The sequence below is a fragment of the Yoonia sp. genome (assembly GCF_965660735.1).
Lineage (GTDB): Bacteria > Pseudomonadota > Alphaproteobacteria > Rhodobacterales > Rhodobacteraceae > Yoonia.
Map to the genome: position 1 here is coordinate 19857 of NZ_CBFIBD010000003.1, position 14969 is coordinate 34825.

The window sequence follows — 14969 nt, forward strand, 5'->3', positions numbered from 1 at the left end:
GTCAGTATTCCACCCCGACCTGCGCCTTGATGCCTGACCGGAACGGGTGCTTGACCAGTTCCATTTCCGTCACAAGATCGGCGATTTCGATCAGGTCTTCGTGGGCGTTGCGGCCTGTCAGCACCACATGGGTCATGTCGGGTTTCTGGGTGGCCAGAAATTCGACAACTTCGGCAATATCGACATAATCATAGCGGATCGCGATATTGATTTCATCCAGCAGCACCATGGTGTTGCTCTCGTCCAGGATCAGCTCTTTCGCCTTGGCCCATGCGGCCTGTGCCATTTCGGTGTCGCGGGATTTGTCCTGGGTTTCCCAGGTGAACCCTTCGCCCATCGTATGAAACGCGCAGGTGTCGCTGAATTTTGACAGGATCAGGTCGCGTTCGCCCGTGCTCATCCCGCCTTTGATGAACTGGACGACGGCGCATGTCATGTCATGTGCGATGCAACGGAAAATCATCCCGAAAGCTGCCGATGACTTGCCTTTGCCCTTGCCGGTATGAACGATGATCAGGCCCTTCTTGTCGGTCTTGGTCGCCATGATCTTGTCGCGCGCGGCCTTTTTCTTGGCCATTTTCATCGCGTGGCGGTCAGGGTCATCAGTCATCGCAGTCTCCGGTCAGGCGTAAAGGTTTCATTAATCATAAACCGGCACAGTGATTTTTGTAACAAGAGAGTGGGAAGAATGAAAACACGACGCACCGGTTTGGCATTTCTGGTCCTATTGCTTGCAGCATGCAACACCGGCTCGCCCGGATTTTTCGGGGTTGCGTCGCAAACTGTTACGGTCGGACCCAGCACGTTCGCGGTGCGCCGCAAGGATGACACTGTCGAACTGGTCCGCACCAGCCCGGAAAAGGTTTTTTCCCTTGCTGGCATCGTGCCCCGCGCGACCGAGGCGGTCATCATGGCAACGGGGTGTGCCCCGCGCGCGGGGACATGGACGGGGGATCATGCAGTGTCACGTGTTCACGTTGATTGCCCAGACTGATGCGCCCCTATTTCGTCAGACGTGCATCATGACCCGATAAGCCAAGGCGCGAGGATCGGTGCGATCAGGGCGGTCAGCAATGCATTCAGGCCCATGCCAATCCCGGCAAACGCACCTGCGGTTTCGTTGACCTGAAACGCCCGCGCCGTGCCAATACCGTGGCTGGCGACACCAACGGCGAACCCGCGCGCGCGCCAGTCTGTGATGCGCATGGCGTTCAGCAGAGGGGTGCAAATGATCGCCCCGGTGATCCCTGTCGTGATCACCAGCACCGCCGTCAGCGATGGTGATCCGCCGATGGCATCGGACACCCCCAATGCCACGGGGGCCGTCGCTGATTTGGGCAGAAGCGCCAGCAGCACATCATCGCCGACCCCAAAGGCGCGAGCGATCAGCACGGCACTGGTCATCGCGGTCAGCGATCCGGCGATCAGCGCGCCCAGCATGGGCAGGGCGGATCTGCGGATATTTCCCAGATTGGCATAAAGCGGCACCGCCAGCGCCACGGTCGCGGGCCCCAGCATGAAATGGACGAACTGCGCGCCTTCGAAATAGGTGGCATAGCTGGTGCCGGTCAGCCGCAGCAGCACGGCAAGGATGGACACGGCGATCAGCACCGGGTTGATCAGGGGGCGGCGACCGCTTGCCTTGAAGGTCATGTCACCGATGCCATAGGCCGCCAATGTCAGTGTCAGCCACAGCAGGGGGTCGCGGGCAAGGTATGTCCAGATTTCCGTAAACTCAGTCATGGGATGCCCCGACCAGACGCTTGATGCCGACAAAGCTGGCTGCGCCGACGATGATGGCAAGGGCGGTCGACCCGATGATGGCCGTGGCAAGGGCCGCGCCATCAGTGCCGAACCGGTCCAGATGGCCGACAACCCCGACACCCGCAGGCACGAACAGCAGCGACAGATGCGCCAACAACACCCGCGTTGTCGGCGTGATCGCTGTCGCCAATCGTGGCACGGCCATCAGTGTGCCAAACAGCAGCGCCATCCCGATCACCGGACCGGGCAGCGGCAAACCCAGCACCCGGGCAATGATTTCGCCGATCAGTTGAAAGACCAGCAGGGTTGTCAGATGCAGGATCATCGCATTTGGCCTGTTGCGGAAAAAGGAAGGCAGATCGTGATCCACTCTACCTGCAATCCCAAGATTGCACGACAAAAAAGGCGGCACTATTCGTGCCGCCTTTTCAGGCTTTATTCGGCAGGCACTGGCTGTGCACCGGTCGTACGCCCGAAATGCCGCCGGTTGAGGTATAGCACCAGCATCACCATTGCGATCTGGAACCCAAGGGCTACTGCGGTAAAGCCCCAATAGGCGACCCCGAATTTGACAATTAGCCCTGTTGCGACCAGCCCCTTGTTGATCCAGAAATGCAGCATCACAGACAGCGCCACACCGGGGCAGACCAGCGCATAAGACCCCGCCGAATTGCCGGTGCCGCGCAGAAACGCATTTGCGTAGCCTTGCCGGCGCAACACGATGAGCCCCATAAGCGCAAAGGCGAACTGCACGGCCAGTATCTTGGTCAGCAGCATCAGCGTTTCCGCATCGGTGCCGTGCACCTCGAATGTGGTGTGCAACCCGTGGTTCTGGCGCAGCAGCATGATGCCCAGAACGGTCAGGATCGGCACGACAACCATCAGGGTCGGACCACTTTCCCGGGCCGTGCCGTGTTGCAGCATCGACCCAAATGCCGTGATTGCGGCAATCGCGGCATAAAGTGCTGCGATTGTCCCAAGTGCCGTGGACAGGATCAGGCTGGCACCGACGGTGACGGGTGACAGGCTCATCGCGGCGGGAGCGGAAAAACCAACAGCAACCATCGCCAAGGCAAAGGCAGGCAAAAGCTGTGCGAAGGAATTGTTGGCGGTCACGTCAAACACGCCTCCTGTTGACAGAACGCGCCCCAGAAAATGCCCGATCTGTTTCAGGGCAAGCGCGCCGATCAGTGCAAAGGCGATCATCGCAAGCGGGAAAAGGTATTCGATCGCCGCCCAAAGATTTGGCACAAAGACGAGCCCCAAGATAAAGCCCACGTTCACCGTCATGGCCAGCGCCAGAGGCATGGCCAACAGTTGGGTTTCAGCATTGGTTTGGCGCAGCTTGCTGTATTGTTCGGTTTCCCTGAATTCTGCCAGTCTGCCAAGATTCCAGATCAATGACTTGATGTTGAGGAACGCAAAGCCAGCAATTCCCGCGATGGCAGCGGCAATACCTGTCTTGGTCGCAATGCCACCGTTGCCCCATGCGCGCAGGATATCCTCGAACACAGGCACGGGCGCGTCGGGGTGCGGCACCCAGAACATCAGATACATGAAAAACGTGACCGCAAGGCCACCTGCCCCAAGCGAGGCAAGAAAATACAGCGGTGAATAGGCGTCCGCAGGGCGCGTTATGAGTTGGGCCATCTGAGCCTCCTTATATATTCATGCTTTTGAATATGTAAGGACGCCGTGATTCGCTTTGACCTAGGTCAAATGCGCGCCGTTGGGGGGGCAGCCACCAATGCCGCGATACGTGCGCGGGCAGAGTTCGATCTGGGCTGCCAGAGGTTGCGATCGATGGCCTCTTGCAGGCGCGCGGCGATCTCGCGCAGCGCGGGTGCATTGGCGTCAGCGATGAAATCGCGGGTCGCGTCGTCCTTGATGAATGCCTCTTCGACAAGATCAAAATGGTGGTTGCGGACCGCACCAGTCGTGGCGGCAAAGGCGAACAGGTAATCGACCGTGGCCGCTATTTCGAACGCACCCTTGTAGCCGTGGCGCTTGACCCCGTCGATCCACTTGGGATTGACGACGCGGCTGCGCACCACGCGCCCGATTTCATCGTCCAGCGTGCGGATCACCGGGCGTTCGGGCCGTGAATGGTCGTTGTGATAGATCGGGCGGTCGCGGCCCTGTAAGGTGCTGATGGCCGCCGCTGCCCCGCCTTCGAACTGATAGTAGTCATCGCTGTCCAGGACGTCATGCTCGCGGTTGTCCTGATTTTGCACGATCGCCTCGGTCTGGGACAGGCGTTGTTCCATTGCTGCCCGCGCCTTCTTGCCTGCGGCCCCCGCGCCATAGGCGTAGCTGCCCCATTCCAGATAGGCTTCGGCGAAGTCGGATTTGTCCGACCAGATCCGTTCGTCGATCAGCGCTTGCAGGCCTGCGCCGTAAGCACCGGGTTTGGAGCCGAAAACGCGTGCGGTATCTTCGCCGGCTTTGGCGCGTGCTGCGGCGGGGTTCAGGTCGGCAGGTTCATCAAGCGCCTGCACCGCGCGGGCGGCGCTGTCGACCAGCGCGATGAGTTGCGGGAATGCGTCGCGGAAAAAGCCGGAGATACGCAGCGTCACGTCGACGCGGGGCCGGGCGAGGATGGATTGCGGCAGCACCTCGAACCCGGTCACACGGCGGTTGGCGCTGTCCCATGTGGGTTTGACGCCCATCAGCGCCAGCGCCTGTGCGATATCGTCGCCGCCCGTGCGCATGTTGGCGGTGCCCCATGCTGTGATAAGCATGGTGCGGGGCCAGTCGCCATGGTCCTGCAGGTGTTTTTCAATCAGCAGATTGGCAGATTTCCATCCCAGTGCCCATGCAGTCGGGGTCGGGACGGCCCTGCTGTCAACGCTGTAGAAATTGCGCCCTGTCGGTAGCACATCAAGCCGCCCGCGTGTCGGTGCGCCGGACGGGCCAGGGTTGACGAACTGCCCGGCAAGGGCGGAGAGAATGCCCGCCCCTTCGGCCCCGCCGCAAGCGCGGATCGCGGGCAGGATTGTCTGCTGGATTTCATCCAGAACGGGCTGTGACGCGCGTGGGGTCACCCCCACGACGCCCCACCCCCCGTCCCGCAAAATGGTCTGGCAAAGATCTTCGAGCCGTTCGACTGTGTCACCATTCGTGCGCCAGATGGTGCCATCGGCAAGTGCTGCGGGCTTTTCCGGAGCCACCGCGCCCATATCGCAGTCCAGCGGGTCGATGGTGAGGCCCAGGTCCTTTGCAACGGCACGCAACAGTGATGCATTGTGTCCTTTGCCATCGCTACGCGGCACGCGGGCCAGTGCAATGGCAAGATCGCGTTCCTGCTGGCCTATAGGGGATTGACCGAAGATATGCAGCCCGTCGCGGATCTGCGCCTCTTTCAATTCGCACAGGTATGCGTCGAGTTTGCCAAGGTCGGTGTCGTTGTCGCCCGTAAAGCCTGCGTCCGTGGACAGGCCCGTGACATCGGACAGCGACAGGATTTCCCGCCGCAGGTGGGTGATCCGGCGGGGGTCCACGCCTGCGGCTTCGTAATACTCATCAACCAGCGCCTCGAGATCGCGCAGGGGGCCGTAGCTTTCGGCGCGGGTCAGCGGCGGGGTCAGGTGGTCGATGATGACCGCACTTGTGCGCCGCTTGGCTTGTGTCCCTTCGCCGGGATCATTGACGATAAAGGGGTAGATATGTGGTGTCGGGCCAAGGATCGCTTCGGGCCAGCAGGTTTGGGACAGGGCGACAGCCTTGCCCGGAAGCCATTCCAGATTGCCGTGTTTGCCCATGTGGATGATCGCGTCCGCACCCCAGTGGTGCCGTAGCCAGAAATAGAATGCGAGGTAGTTGTGCGGCGGGACAAGGTCAGGTGAATGGTAGGTATCAGTCGGGTCGATGTTGTAGCCTCTGCTGGGTTGCAAGCCCACCACGGCATTGCCGAAACGGTGGATCGACAAGGCGAAACCTGTGTTTGTGGCCTTTGTCGCAGCCTCCGGCGGAGGTATTTTTGAACAGAAGAAGGGATCATCTTCGGGCTGGCCCCAGCGGGTCGTGATCTGTTCCTTGATGTCCCAAGGCAGGGCGTCAAAGTGCTGTGTGTAGTTTTCAAAGGGCAGAAATTCGCCGCCGTCCCTGTCGGCCCTGTCGGTCAGCCAGTTGGTGGGGCCGTCCATGATCTGCTGCATCAGGGTGGCGCTGCCATCGGGCGGTGTGACGGTGTAGCCTTGTGACTTGAGCAAGTTGAGGGCGTGGACAGTGGCGGCTGGGGTATCCAGCCCGACGCCGTTGGCAAGGCGTCCGTCCTTGTTGGGGTAGTTTGCGAGGATCAGGGCGACTTTCTTGTCCTGCGGATCCGTCCGCCGCAAGCGCGCCCATTTAGCCGTCAGTTGCGTAACAAAGTCGATCCGGTCGCCGATGGCCTGATAGGTGGCGATGGGGCATTGGGTGGCGTCATCAAAAAACGCCTCGCCCTTGAAGCTGACGGCGCGCGACAGGATGCGGCCGTCCACTTCGGGAAGGGCCACGTTCATGGCGATGTCGCGGGCAGTCAGGCCTTGCAACCCTTCGGACCACGACGTTTCTGACGCGCCGGACAGGATGACCTGAAAGATGGGGGCTGCATTTGCCAGAAGCGGGTTTTGCGGGCTGTCGTCGCCGTCATGGGGGGAACCGACGGCGAAGGCGGTGCAGTTGAGGATCACATCGGGCGGGGCCTGCGTAAATAGCCCGTCGAGGGTGGATTTGCTGACCGGATCCTTGAGCGACGCCACGAAGATAGGCAGCGGGTTCAGACCGGCGCGCGACAGGCTGCGGGTCAGGCGATTGATCGGGTTCAGCCCGCCGCCCTGAACAAGTGCGCGGTAAAAGATGATCGGCACGATGGGGGCGCTGGGCGTCCATGCGGTCTGTGCCCTGGAAAGATCGGCGATGCCTGCGCCGGGCCAATAGACACCGGCCCGCAACAGCGGTGCGGGGGCTTGCGGTGGATCGCCGCCGTCCAGCATAGCCTTGGCGTAGGCCAGCAGGTTCGTGCTGTTTTGTGGCCCGCCTTCGACACAATAGGACCAGAGCGTGTCGTAATCATTTGGCGCGACCGTCGACAGGGCGCGCAGCTCGGGGTCGGGTTTGTCGTCGCCGGGCAGGGCCGCAAAGGGAATGCCCGCGGCGTACAGCCGGGCGGCATATTGCGTCAGACCGTATTTCCAGTAGCCCGCGCCGCCAAGGATGCGCGCGATTACCAGCCGGGATTTGGTGGCGCAATCGTCAAGGTGCAGATCGACCGACATCGGGTGTTGCAGGTGCATCATGTTGGCCAGCCGCAGCCCGGGTGGATCGGTCATTTCCGCGCGCGCTTCGGCCAGTGCGGCCAGTTCGGTATCGGCGGCGGAAATGATGACCACATCGGCGGGCGTCTGCCCCAGATCGACCGGTTCCGTTCCGTCAGATATTGCGCCGGGTGTCGCTGCGAGCAGGTGCATTACGTTTTGCCCCGTGCTAAAGCCTGCGCGAACAAAAGGTCAAAGCCATGGATTACAAAGCTGCAGGAGCGCCGAAATTGGGCAAGAAGGCACCGAAACACCAAGAACATAACGCCCACGGGTCCAACAAAAAGCCGTTCGGCCAACGCGCGAGCAAGGAAGATCTGCTGGCCCGCATGAAAAAGGCGGCAGAGGCGAAGAAAGCTGAGTAGCATCACAATCGCTTTTCCATGAAAATCGAGCTTTTGGCGGCCGCATAGTCGCCAAAGGGGCCGCATGCGGTGAACCCGTGCCGCGCATAAAGCCTGTGGGCGGCGTGCAACACGTTGCCGGTTTCCAGTTTCAGCAACGACAGGGCATCGATCCGTGCCTGATCCTCAAGCTGGCGCATCAGCGCGTCGGCCACGCCTTTGCCGCGCGCGGTTTCGACCACGAACATGGATTTGATTTCACCGTAGCCGTCTTTGATGGCCAACGCGCCTGTGCCCAGAATCGTGTCGCCTTCGCGGGCTGTGAAAAAACGGATCTGGGGTGCGACCAGGTCGTCGATATCAAGATAGAAGTTGTCTTCGGGCGGAAATAGCGATTCCATCAGTGCGTGACTTTGCTTGAGCAAAGCCACGGCACCTGGGTGATGGGGGTCAGTCTTTTCAACGACGATCATGCTTGCAGGGCGGCTGTGATCGTGGCCTGATCCAGACCCGCTTCGCCAATCACGACAAGCCGGGTTTCGCGCGGCGCTGTGCCAAAGGGTTGGTCGAAATAACTGTCCACGCGGGGGCCGACGGCCTGCAATGTCAGGCGCATGGGTTTGCCCGCGACGGCCACAAAGCCCTTGAGTCGCAGTATGTTGTTTGCGCGGATCGTGTCGGCGACCTGACTGGCAAAGGCTGTGGCATCGTTGACTTCGCCACGGATCACAATGAAACTTTCGAATTCGTCGTGGCCGTGTTCGTGTTCGTGGTTGTGATGGTCGCCGTCTTCGTCTTCATCGTGGTGATGATGGTGATGCACCTCGTGGCGTGCGGCAAGGTCGCTTTCCGCGCCGATGCCCTGTCCCAGCAGCACATCAACCGGCAGCGCACCCATGGTGGCACGCACCACTTGCACGCCGTCGCGGCTTTCGGATTTCAGCCGCGCGGTCAGCGCGTCAGATTCGGCGGCGCTGAGCAGGTCAGTCTTGTTCACCACGATCATGTCAGCGCAGGCGATCTGGTCTTCAAAAAGTTCCGACAACGGGGTTTCGTGGTCAAGGTTGTCATCCTGCGCGCGCTGGGCGTCGATGGCGGCGATGTTATGGGCGAACTGCCCGTCGGTGACGGCGCGGCCATCGACGACAGTCACAACGCCATCGACGGTGACCTTTGTGGAAATCCCGGGCCAGTTGAAGGCCCGCACAAGTGGTTGCGGCAGGGCAAGGCCGCTGGTTTCGATGACGATGTGGTCAGGCTTGTTGTCGCGGGCCAGAAGCGATTCCATGGTCGGGATGAAGTCATCGGCGACGGTGCAGCAGATACAGCCGTTGGAAAGTTCGACGATATCGTCTTCTGCGCATACGTCATCGCCGCAGCCTTTCAGGATGTCGCCATCGACGCCGAGGTCGCCGAATTCATTTATGATCAGGGCGATCCGTTTGCCGCCGGCATTCTGCAACATGTGCCGGATAAGGGTGGTTTTGCCGGACCCGAGAAAGCCGGTGACAACGGTGGCGGGGATTTTGGCGGGCATGATGTGACCTTTGGTATGGTTTTTCCAAACGGAATGACGGCCCCCAGGCGGGACCGTCATTCGTCTTTTGCTGGTGGGCGGCCTTATGCGGCCAGAAGTGCGACCAGCGGTCCTTCGAGCGTTTCAAGCGCAAGGAAAATGCCGACACCGGCAACCATCGCGCCGCCAAGGCGGGCATGGATGGCGGTTGCATCGCTTGCGCCCAGCTTGCCGACCAGCCAGCCAGCGCCAACCGCGATGATATATTGCGTAACGCCCAGACCGATCAGATAGCCCAGCAGAACAGCCCCGCCGATGCCGCCCTCTTGTCCGGCGATGGTGCCGCCAAAGGCAGAGCCGTGGAACAGGCCGAAGGTGGCGAACAGCAGCACCGCAGCAGTGGTGTTCAGTGCCTTGCCCGAAAGGATGATACCACCCAGCACGATCAGTGACAGCACGATCACGGTTTCCGCGATCGGCATGGCGATGCCAGCATACATCAGCGCGGTGCCAACCAGCATCGCACCGACATAGGCGGCGGGGGTCAGCAGTTTGCGCCCGGTGAACAGCGCGGCGATGCCCATGGCCACGACAAAGAACAGATGGTCAAAGCCCAGCACCGGATGGCCGACGCCCGAGGCAAGCCCGTGGGTGAAGGTTTCCATCGGCAAACCGCCCAGTGGGTGGTGCGCAAAGGCTGGAGAGGCGGCAAGGCCGAGGCCCGCGGCAGTAAGAATTTTTTTCATGTCTGTCCCCTTTAGGATCGCAGTAAAAGGGGGAATCGCATGGAGTGACCGCAGCATTTTGCCTTGGCTGACCCCCACGGAACACCCCGTCCGTTGTTGTGGTCCGCACCCGATCGGGTGCGGTGCATGGCTGGTCGCCTGGCTTGCGGGTCGGTGCACCTTGCCCGCCTTCCCGGTTTCCCAGTGGCGTCTTGAACAAGGCACTCTCCGCATACAGTCGCGGGGGCGGCTGTGGTTTTGGGCCTCCGGTTCGGATCGGCCTTTCCACATTCCCATTTGATCCCCTGATGCTGGGCATCGTTGGGGAACCATGCCCGACCTTAGTGCGCCTTTGGGCGTGGCCCAGTCAAGGTGGAATGCGACCTGTTTGCGCCATCGGCGGCATGGGGCGGATCAAATTTCGCGAAATTTGATGCCTCCGGCGGGGATATTTAAGCTCGGAAGAAGCAAGTTGACCCAATATCTTGTGGATAAGCGGGCGGAAACCGGCATATGCGGGGTTGATGGCGTTGACAGGTGGGTCTGGCAAGCGCGATGCTTTTACAGATCTTGGAATCATCAGGGCAACAGACCTTGCGCTTTAGCAAACTCCGACTGAACGGCTTTAAAAGCTTTGTCGACCCCACCGATCTGATCATTGCCGATGGTCTGACGGGTGTTGTGGGGCCGAACGGCTGTGGCAAGTCGAACCTGCTGGAAGCACTGCGCTGGGTCATGGGCGAAAACCGCCCCACGGCGATGCGCGGCGGCGGGATGGAGGATGTGATCTTTGCCGGGGCATCGACCCGCCCGGCGCGCAATTTTGCAGAAGTGTCACTGGTGATCGACAACGGGGAACGGCTGGCCCCAGCGGCGTTCAACGATAATGACCAGTTGGAAATCGTCCGGCGGATCACACGTGACGCGGGATCGGCCTACAAGGTGGGTGTCAAGGATGTGCGGGCGCGCGACGTGCAGATGCTGTTTGCCGATGCCTCGACCGGGGCGCATTCGCCGGCACTGGTCCGGCAAGGGCAGATTTCGGAACTCATCAATGCCAAGCCCAAATCGCGCCGCCGGATTTTGGAGGAGGCGGCAGGGATTTCCGGCCTGTATCAGCGTCGCCATGAGGCAGAGTTGAAGCTAAAGGGTGCGGAACAGAACCTGACGCGGGTCGATGATGTGATCGAGCAGTTGGCGGCGCAACTGGCCCAACTGGCACGGCAGGCCAAACAGGCGGCCCGTTACCGCGAGATCGGTGAAAAACTGCGCAGAGCAGAGGGCATGTTGCTGTATCGGCGGTGGAAAGAGGCGGATGAGGCCCTTTTGGCGGCGGCGGCGCAGTTGCGTGAGCGCACGACGGCGGCGTCACAAGCCGAAACTGCTGCCCGTGCCGCAGCCAAGGCGCGATTGGGCGCAGAAGAGGCTCTCCCGCCGTTGCGCGAAGAAGAAGCGATTGCGGCCGCCGTTGTGCAGCGGTTGCAGGTGCAGCGCGATACGCTCAGGGATCAGGAGGCCCGGGCGATTGAGACGATTGCCACCCTGCGCGCCCGTATTGACCAGATGACCCGCGATATCGATCGTGAAAGCGGCTTGAACAAGGATGCTGGTGAAACGATCGACCGGCTTGACTGGGAAGCCCGCGAGATTGCCAAGGCTGGCGAAGGGCATGATGCAAGGTTGGAGGCCGCCCAGGGCGCGGCCCGCGAAGCAGCGCTTGTGTTGCAGGACCGCGAGGCGGATTTGTCGCAACGGACAGAGGATGCGGCCCGTTTGGCCGCGCGCCACCAATCGGCCCAGCGGTTGCTGGACGACAACCGCAAAACGCTGGAGAAAGGCGAACGCGAGGCTGCCCGCGCCAAAGCCGCCATGGCCGAGGCTGCCGCGGCACTGGCCAGGGCCGAGGCTGATTTCGAAGCGGCCGGTCAATCGGAAAAAGCGGCCATCGCCGCTGCCGCTGCTGCGGATGAAGCCTTGAGCGCTGCAGAGGTCGCCCGGGCCGAGACGCAGACCCGCGAAAGCAATGCCCGCGCCCTGCGGTCCGAGGCGGAGGGCGAGGCAAATGCCCTGCGCGCCGAGGTTGCCGCCCTTGCCAAACTGGTTGCGCGTGACACGTCGGAGGGTGGGCAGGTGCTTGATCTGCTGCGGGTGCAGACCGGTTATGAAAAGGCGCTGGGTGCGGCGCTTGCTGACGATCTGCGTGCGCCCGCCGTGGGGTCCGAGGCGAAATCGGGCTGGGCGTTGCTGCCGGGGTATGCCGCGCCGCAGGCCCTGCCCGACGGTGTGAAGGCGTTGACACATTACGTCACGGTGCCGGATGTGCTGATCCGCCGGATGAGCCAAGTCGGGCTGGTGGATGCTGTGGACGGTCCGCGCTTGCAAGCCGATCTGAAACCGGGTCAGCGTTTGGTGTCGGTCGCGGGTGATCTGTGGCGCTGGGACGGTTTTCGCGCAGGAGCAGAGGATGCGCCATCGGCAGCGGCTTTGCGGTTGCAGCAGTTAAACCGGTTGACCGAGTTGAAACGCGATCTGGAGCAAGCATCGGCCACGGCACAGGGCGCGGCGCAGGCCCACGACACACTGACGGCATTGTTAAAGGAACAGGCCGAAGCTGATCAGGCCGCCCGCGCCGCGCGCCGTGATGCTGACCGCATGGTCGCAGAGGCCAACCGCGCCGCCAGCCGCGCCGAGGCTGACAGGAACCTGAGTGAAGGCAAACGCGAAAGTCTGGCGCTTGCCCTGGTCCGCCACGAGGAAGAGGCGATGGCCGCCCGCAAAGCATTGGCAGAGGCGGAAAAAGCCGCAGATGAACTTGGCGACCTGGGCACCGCGCGCGCGTCGGTCGAGGATGTGAAGATGACTGTCGAAGCTGCACGCATGACCATGATGGCCCGCCGCACCGCCCATGATGAGGTACGCCGCGAAGGCGAGGCACGCCTGAAACGCAGTCAGGAAATCACCAAGGAAATTAGCGGCTGGAAGCACCGGCTGGAGACTGCCAACAAGCGCACCGCCGAACTGGCGGAGCGCAAGGCCGCGTCCGAGGCGGAACTGGCCGAAGCGACGGCGGCACCAGAAGAGATCGCCGCCAAACGTTCCGAGTTGGCCGATGCCATCGACGATGCAGAGGTCCGCCGAAAAGCTGCTGCAGACAAACTTGCGGATGCGGAAACCGCTTTGCGCGATGCGGGCCATGCAGAGCGTGACGCAGAGCGTCTGGCATCGGAGGCGCGCGAGGCCCGGGCAAGGTCCGAAGCGCGTGCTGACGCTGCGCGCGAAACGGTTGCCTACGCCGCCGAGCGGATCATGGAAGCGCAGGAAGTCACACCTGAGAAATTGCTGGAAAGCCTTGATGTGGTGGTGGATCAGATGCCCGCATCTGATGCGGTCGAAGGGCAGGTCAATGCGCTGAAACGCCAGCGCGACGCATTGGGGGCGGTAAACCTGCGCGCCGAGGAAGACGCCCGCGAGGTGCAGGTGGAACATGACAATCTGGTGTCTGAAAAGAATGATCTTGAGGCGGCGATTGCCGCACTTCGTTCGGGCATCGCCAGCCTGAACAAGGAAGGCCGCGAGCGGCTATTGACGGCGTTCGAGCAGGTGAACGATAACTTTGGTCTGTTGTTTACCCATTTGTTCGGCGGGGGCGAGGCCAAGCTTGTGCTGGTTGAATCCGATGACCCGCTGGAGGCCGGACTGGAGATCATGTGCCAGCCGCCGGGCAAGAAGCTGAGCGTGTTGTCGCTGTTGTCTGGGGGTGAACAGACTCTGACTGCACTGGCGCTTATCTTTGCGGTATTCTTGGCCAACCCCGCCCCGATCTGCGTGCTGGACGAGGTGGACGCGCCGCTGGACGATGCCAATGTCACGCGATTCTGTGATCTGCTGGATGAAATGACGCGCCGCACCGATACCCGGTTTTTGATCATTACCCACCATGCTGTCACTATGAGCCGGATGGACCGGCTGTTTGGTGTGACGATGGGTGAACAAGGTGTGTCACAACTGGTGTCGGTGGATTTGAAGAAGGCGGCGGCGATGGTGGCCTGATGGCGCGCGCCGCTGTTGCTGGCGCAACGCGCCCCGCCCGCCATCCCGATGCCTCCGGCGGGGATATTTGAACGACAAAGAAGCGGGGCTGTTCCTGTCAGAGCCTGTTCAGGAGATCAACTGTCGGCCATGCATCCGCAGGCAGACCCAGTCGGGTTTGTTCTGCTTGCACGGCAGCACGGGTCATGGCGCCCAAGATGCCGTCAATGCCGCCCACATCATGGCCGCGTGTCGTCAGTTTTTGTTGCAGTTGCTGCATTTGTCGTTCGGTGAGCGCCGGGCTGGGGTTGCCTGGATTGTAGACTGGCGCGCCTTCCAGCCGGGTGGCGAAATATGCGGCGGTGGTGACGTAGACGAAGCTTTTGTTCCAGTCGAAATAGACGTCAAAGTTGGGATAGGTCAGAAAGGCCGGACCATTCCGGCCCATGGGCAGCAACACCGATGCTGGCAGATTGGCCGGACCAAGCGAGCCGTGACGTGCCCTGATGCCGGCATTCGCCCAGTCGCGCACGGATGCCTTGTGGTTCAGGCCCGTTTTGGACCAGTCAAGATTGGCGGGCAGGATGATTTCCTGCAACCACGGTTCATTCGGTCGCCAGCCCAATGACGCCAGCACATTTGCACCGGTCATCAATGCATCGGCAGCGGAATTTTTCAGATCAACCACCCCATCGCCATCGCCATCCAGACCCTGGGTGATGATTTCGCGGGGCAGTTTTTGCAACTGTCCGATTTCGCCGGCCCAAGCGCCTGTTGTCGTGGCCGGGTCCATGCCGCCGCGCCGGAACAATTCGATCGCAGCAATGAGTTGCGGGCGAAACAGATCGGGCCTGCGGCAGTCATGCGCCAGCGTCAGCAATGCGTCGCGGGTATTGAAGCTGCCCTGCACCTGGCCATAGTCCGTCTCAAACGCCCAGAACGCCAGCAGGACGCCGCGGGGGATTCCAAAACGGGCCTTGATGGCATCAAATGTCCGGTCCTGGCGTGCCCCGTAGATTGCGCCGTTGTCGATCCGGTTCTGGCTGATCAATGCCCGTGAAAAGCTGATGAAATCCTTCTGGAAGACTCCTTGTGACCGGTCGGCGCGCAAAACGGCGTCGTCGATGCGGGCACCCTGAAAGAAACGGTCCGTTGTTGCGGCCGGTATTCCTGTTGCCTGCGCCTCGGCTTTGATCCCGTTGATGAAACTGTCGACAGGGCCGCCACAGGTCTGGGCGCTGGCGGCACTGGCAAGCAGGCTGAGAACAATGGCAAGGCGCATGGCGATCTCCTT

At 61.5% G+C, this 14969-nt stretch carries 12 protein-coding genes and 1 riboswitch; of the genes, 3 read left to right on the forward strand and 9 right to left on the reverse strand.

The features are described from left to right. Position 1: 1 nt before the first annotated feature. Complete coding sequence (cobO, locus tag ACTG4B_RS02535) at positions 2 to 610, reverse strand: cob(I)yrinic acid a,c-diamide adenosyltransferase (protein WP_439154109.1); 609 nt, start codon at positions 608 to 610, stop codon at positions 2 to 4. Between the two features lie 78 nt (positions 611 to 688). Here cobO and ACTG4B_RS02540 point away from each other — a divergent pair, with 78 nt between their 5' ends. After that, on the forward strand, positions 689 to 994 hold the full coding sequence (locus ACTG4B_RS02540; RefSeq protein ID WP_439154110.1) for a hypothetical protein: 306 nt from the start codon (positions 689 to 691) through the stop codon (positions 992 to 994). 26 nt (positions 995 to 1020) lie between these two features. On the opposite strand, the gene ACTG4B_RS02545 is transcribed toward ACTG4B_RS02540, so the two are convergent. From ACTG4B_RS02545 to cobN, 4 genes are all read right to left on the reverse strand, one after another. Beyond that, positions 1021 to 1743, reverse strand: a complete 723-nt coding sequence (locus tag ACTG4B_RS02545) for an LrgB family protein (protein WP_439154111.1) — start codon at positions 1741 to 1743, stop codon at positions 1021 to 1023. Next, positions 1736 to 2089 carry a CidA/LrgA family protein gene (locus tag ACTG4B_RS02550; RefSeq protein ID WP_439154112.1) on the reverse strand — a complete coding sequence of 118 codons (354 nt, stop codon included), beginning with the start codon at positions 2087 to 2089 and terminating at the stop codon, positions 1736 to 1738. The genes ACTG4B_RS02545 and ACTG4B_RS02550 overlap by 8 nt, the downstream gene beginning before the upstream one ends. Positions 2090 to 2199: 110 nt before the next feature. Continuing rightward, entirely contained in the window at positions 2200 to 3414 is a 1215-nt protein-coding gene (locus tag ACTG4B_RS02555) for a TsoY family (seleno)protein (protein WP_439154113.1), read from the reverse strand. Between the two features lie 65 nt (positions 3415 to 3479). After that, a complete protein-coding gene (cobN, locus tag ACTG4B_RS02560) occupies positions 3480 to 7214 on the reverse strand; it encodes a cobaltochelatase subunit CobN (RefSeq protein WP_439154114.1) in 3735 nt (1244 codons plus the stop codon). A 47-nt stretch (positions 7215 to 7261) separates the two neighbouring features. Here cobN and ACTG4B_RS02565 point away from each other — a divergent pair, with 47 nt between their 5' ends. Beyond that, positions 7262 to 7426: a hypothetical protein gene (locus tag ACTG4B_RS02565; RefSeq protein ID WP_439154115.1), complete on the forward strand. Its 165-nt coding sequence runs from the start codon at positions 7262 to 7264 to the stop codon at positions 7424 to 7426. 2 nt (positions 7427 to 7428) lie between these two features. Here ACTG4B_RS02565 and ACTG4B_RS02570 read toward each other — a convergent pair whose 3' ends face one another. The 3 genes from ACTG4B_RS02570 to ACTG4B_RS02580 all read right to left on the reverse strand — a co-directional run bounded on the left by ACTG4B_RS02570 (position 7429) and on the right by ACTG4B_RS02580 (position 9667). Further along, positions 7429 to 7878 carry a GNAT family N-acetyltransferase gene (locus tag ACTG4B_RS02570; RefSeq protein ID WP_439154116.1) on the reverse strand — a complete coding sequence of 150 codons (450 nt, stop codon included), beginning with the start codon at positions 7876 to 7878 and terminating at the stop codon, positions 7429 to 7431. Then, positions 7875 to 8942 carry a cobalamin biosynthesis protein CobW gene (gene cobW / locus ACTG4B_RS02575; RefSeq protein WP_439154117.1) on the reverse strand — a complete coding sequence of 356 codons (1068 nt, stop codon included), beginning with the start codon at positions 8940 to 8942 and terminating at the stop codon, positions 7875 to 7877. The genes ACTG4B_RS02570 and cobW overlap by 4 nt, the downstream gene beginning before the upstream one ends. An 83-nt stretch (positions 8943 to 9025) precedes the next feature. Further along, positions 9026 to 9667 carry a HupE/UreJ family protein gene (locus tag ACTG4B_RS02580; RefSeq protein WP_439154118.1) on the reverse strand — a complete coding sequence of 214 codons (642 nt, stop codon included), beginning with the start codon at positions 9665 to 9667 and terminating at the stop codon, positions 9026 to 9028. Positions 9668 to 9778: 111 nt separating this feature from the next. Then, positions 9779 to 9995: riboswitch (cobalamin riboswitch) on the reverse strand. A 245-nt stretch (positions 9996 to 10240) separates the two neighbouring features. Here ACTG4B_RS02580 and smc point away from each other — a divergent pair. Further along, entirely contained in the window at positions 10241 to 13696 is a 3456-nt protein-coding gene (gene smc / locus ACTG4B_RS02585; protein ID WP_439154119.1) for a chromosome segregation protein SMC, read from the forward strand. Between the two features lie 97 nt (positions 13697 to 13793). Here smc and ACTG4B_RS02590 read toward each other — a convergent pair whose 3' ends face one another. Further along, entirely contained in the window at positions 13794 to 14957 is a 1164-nt protein-coding gene (locus tag ACTG4B_RS02590) for a lytic murein transglycosylase (protein WP_439154120.1), read from the reverse strand. Between the last annotated feature and the right edge of the window lie 12 nt (positions 14958 to 14969).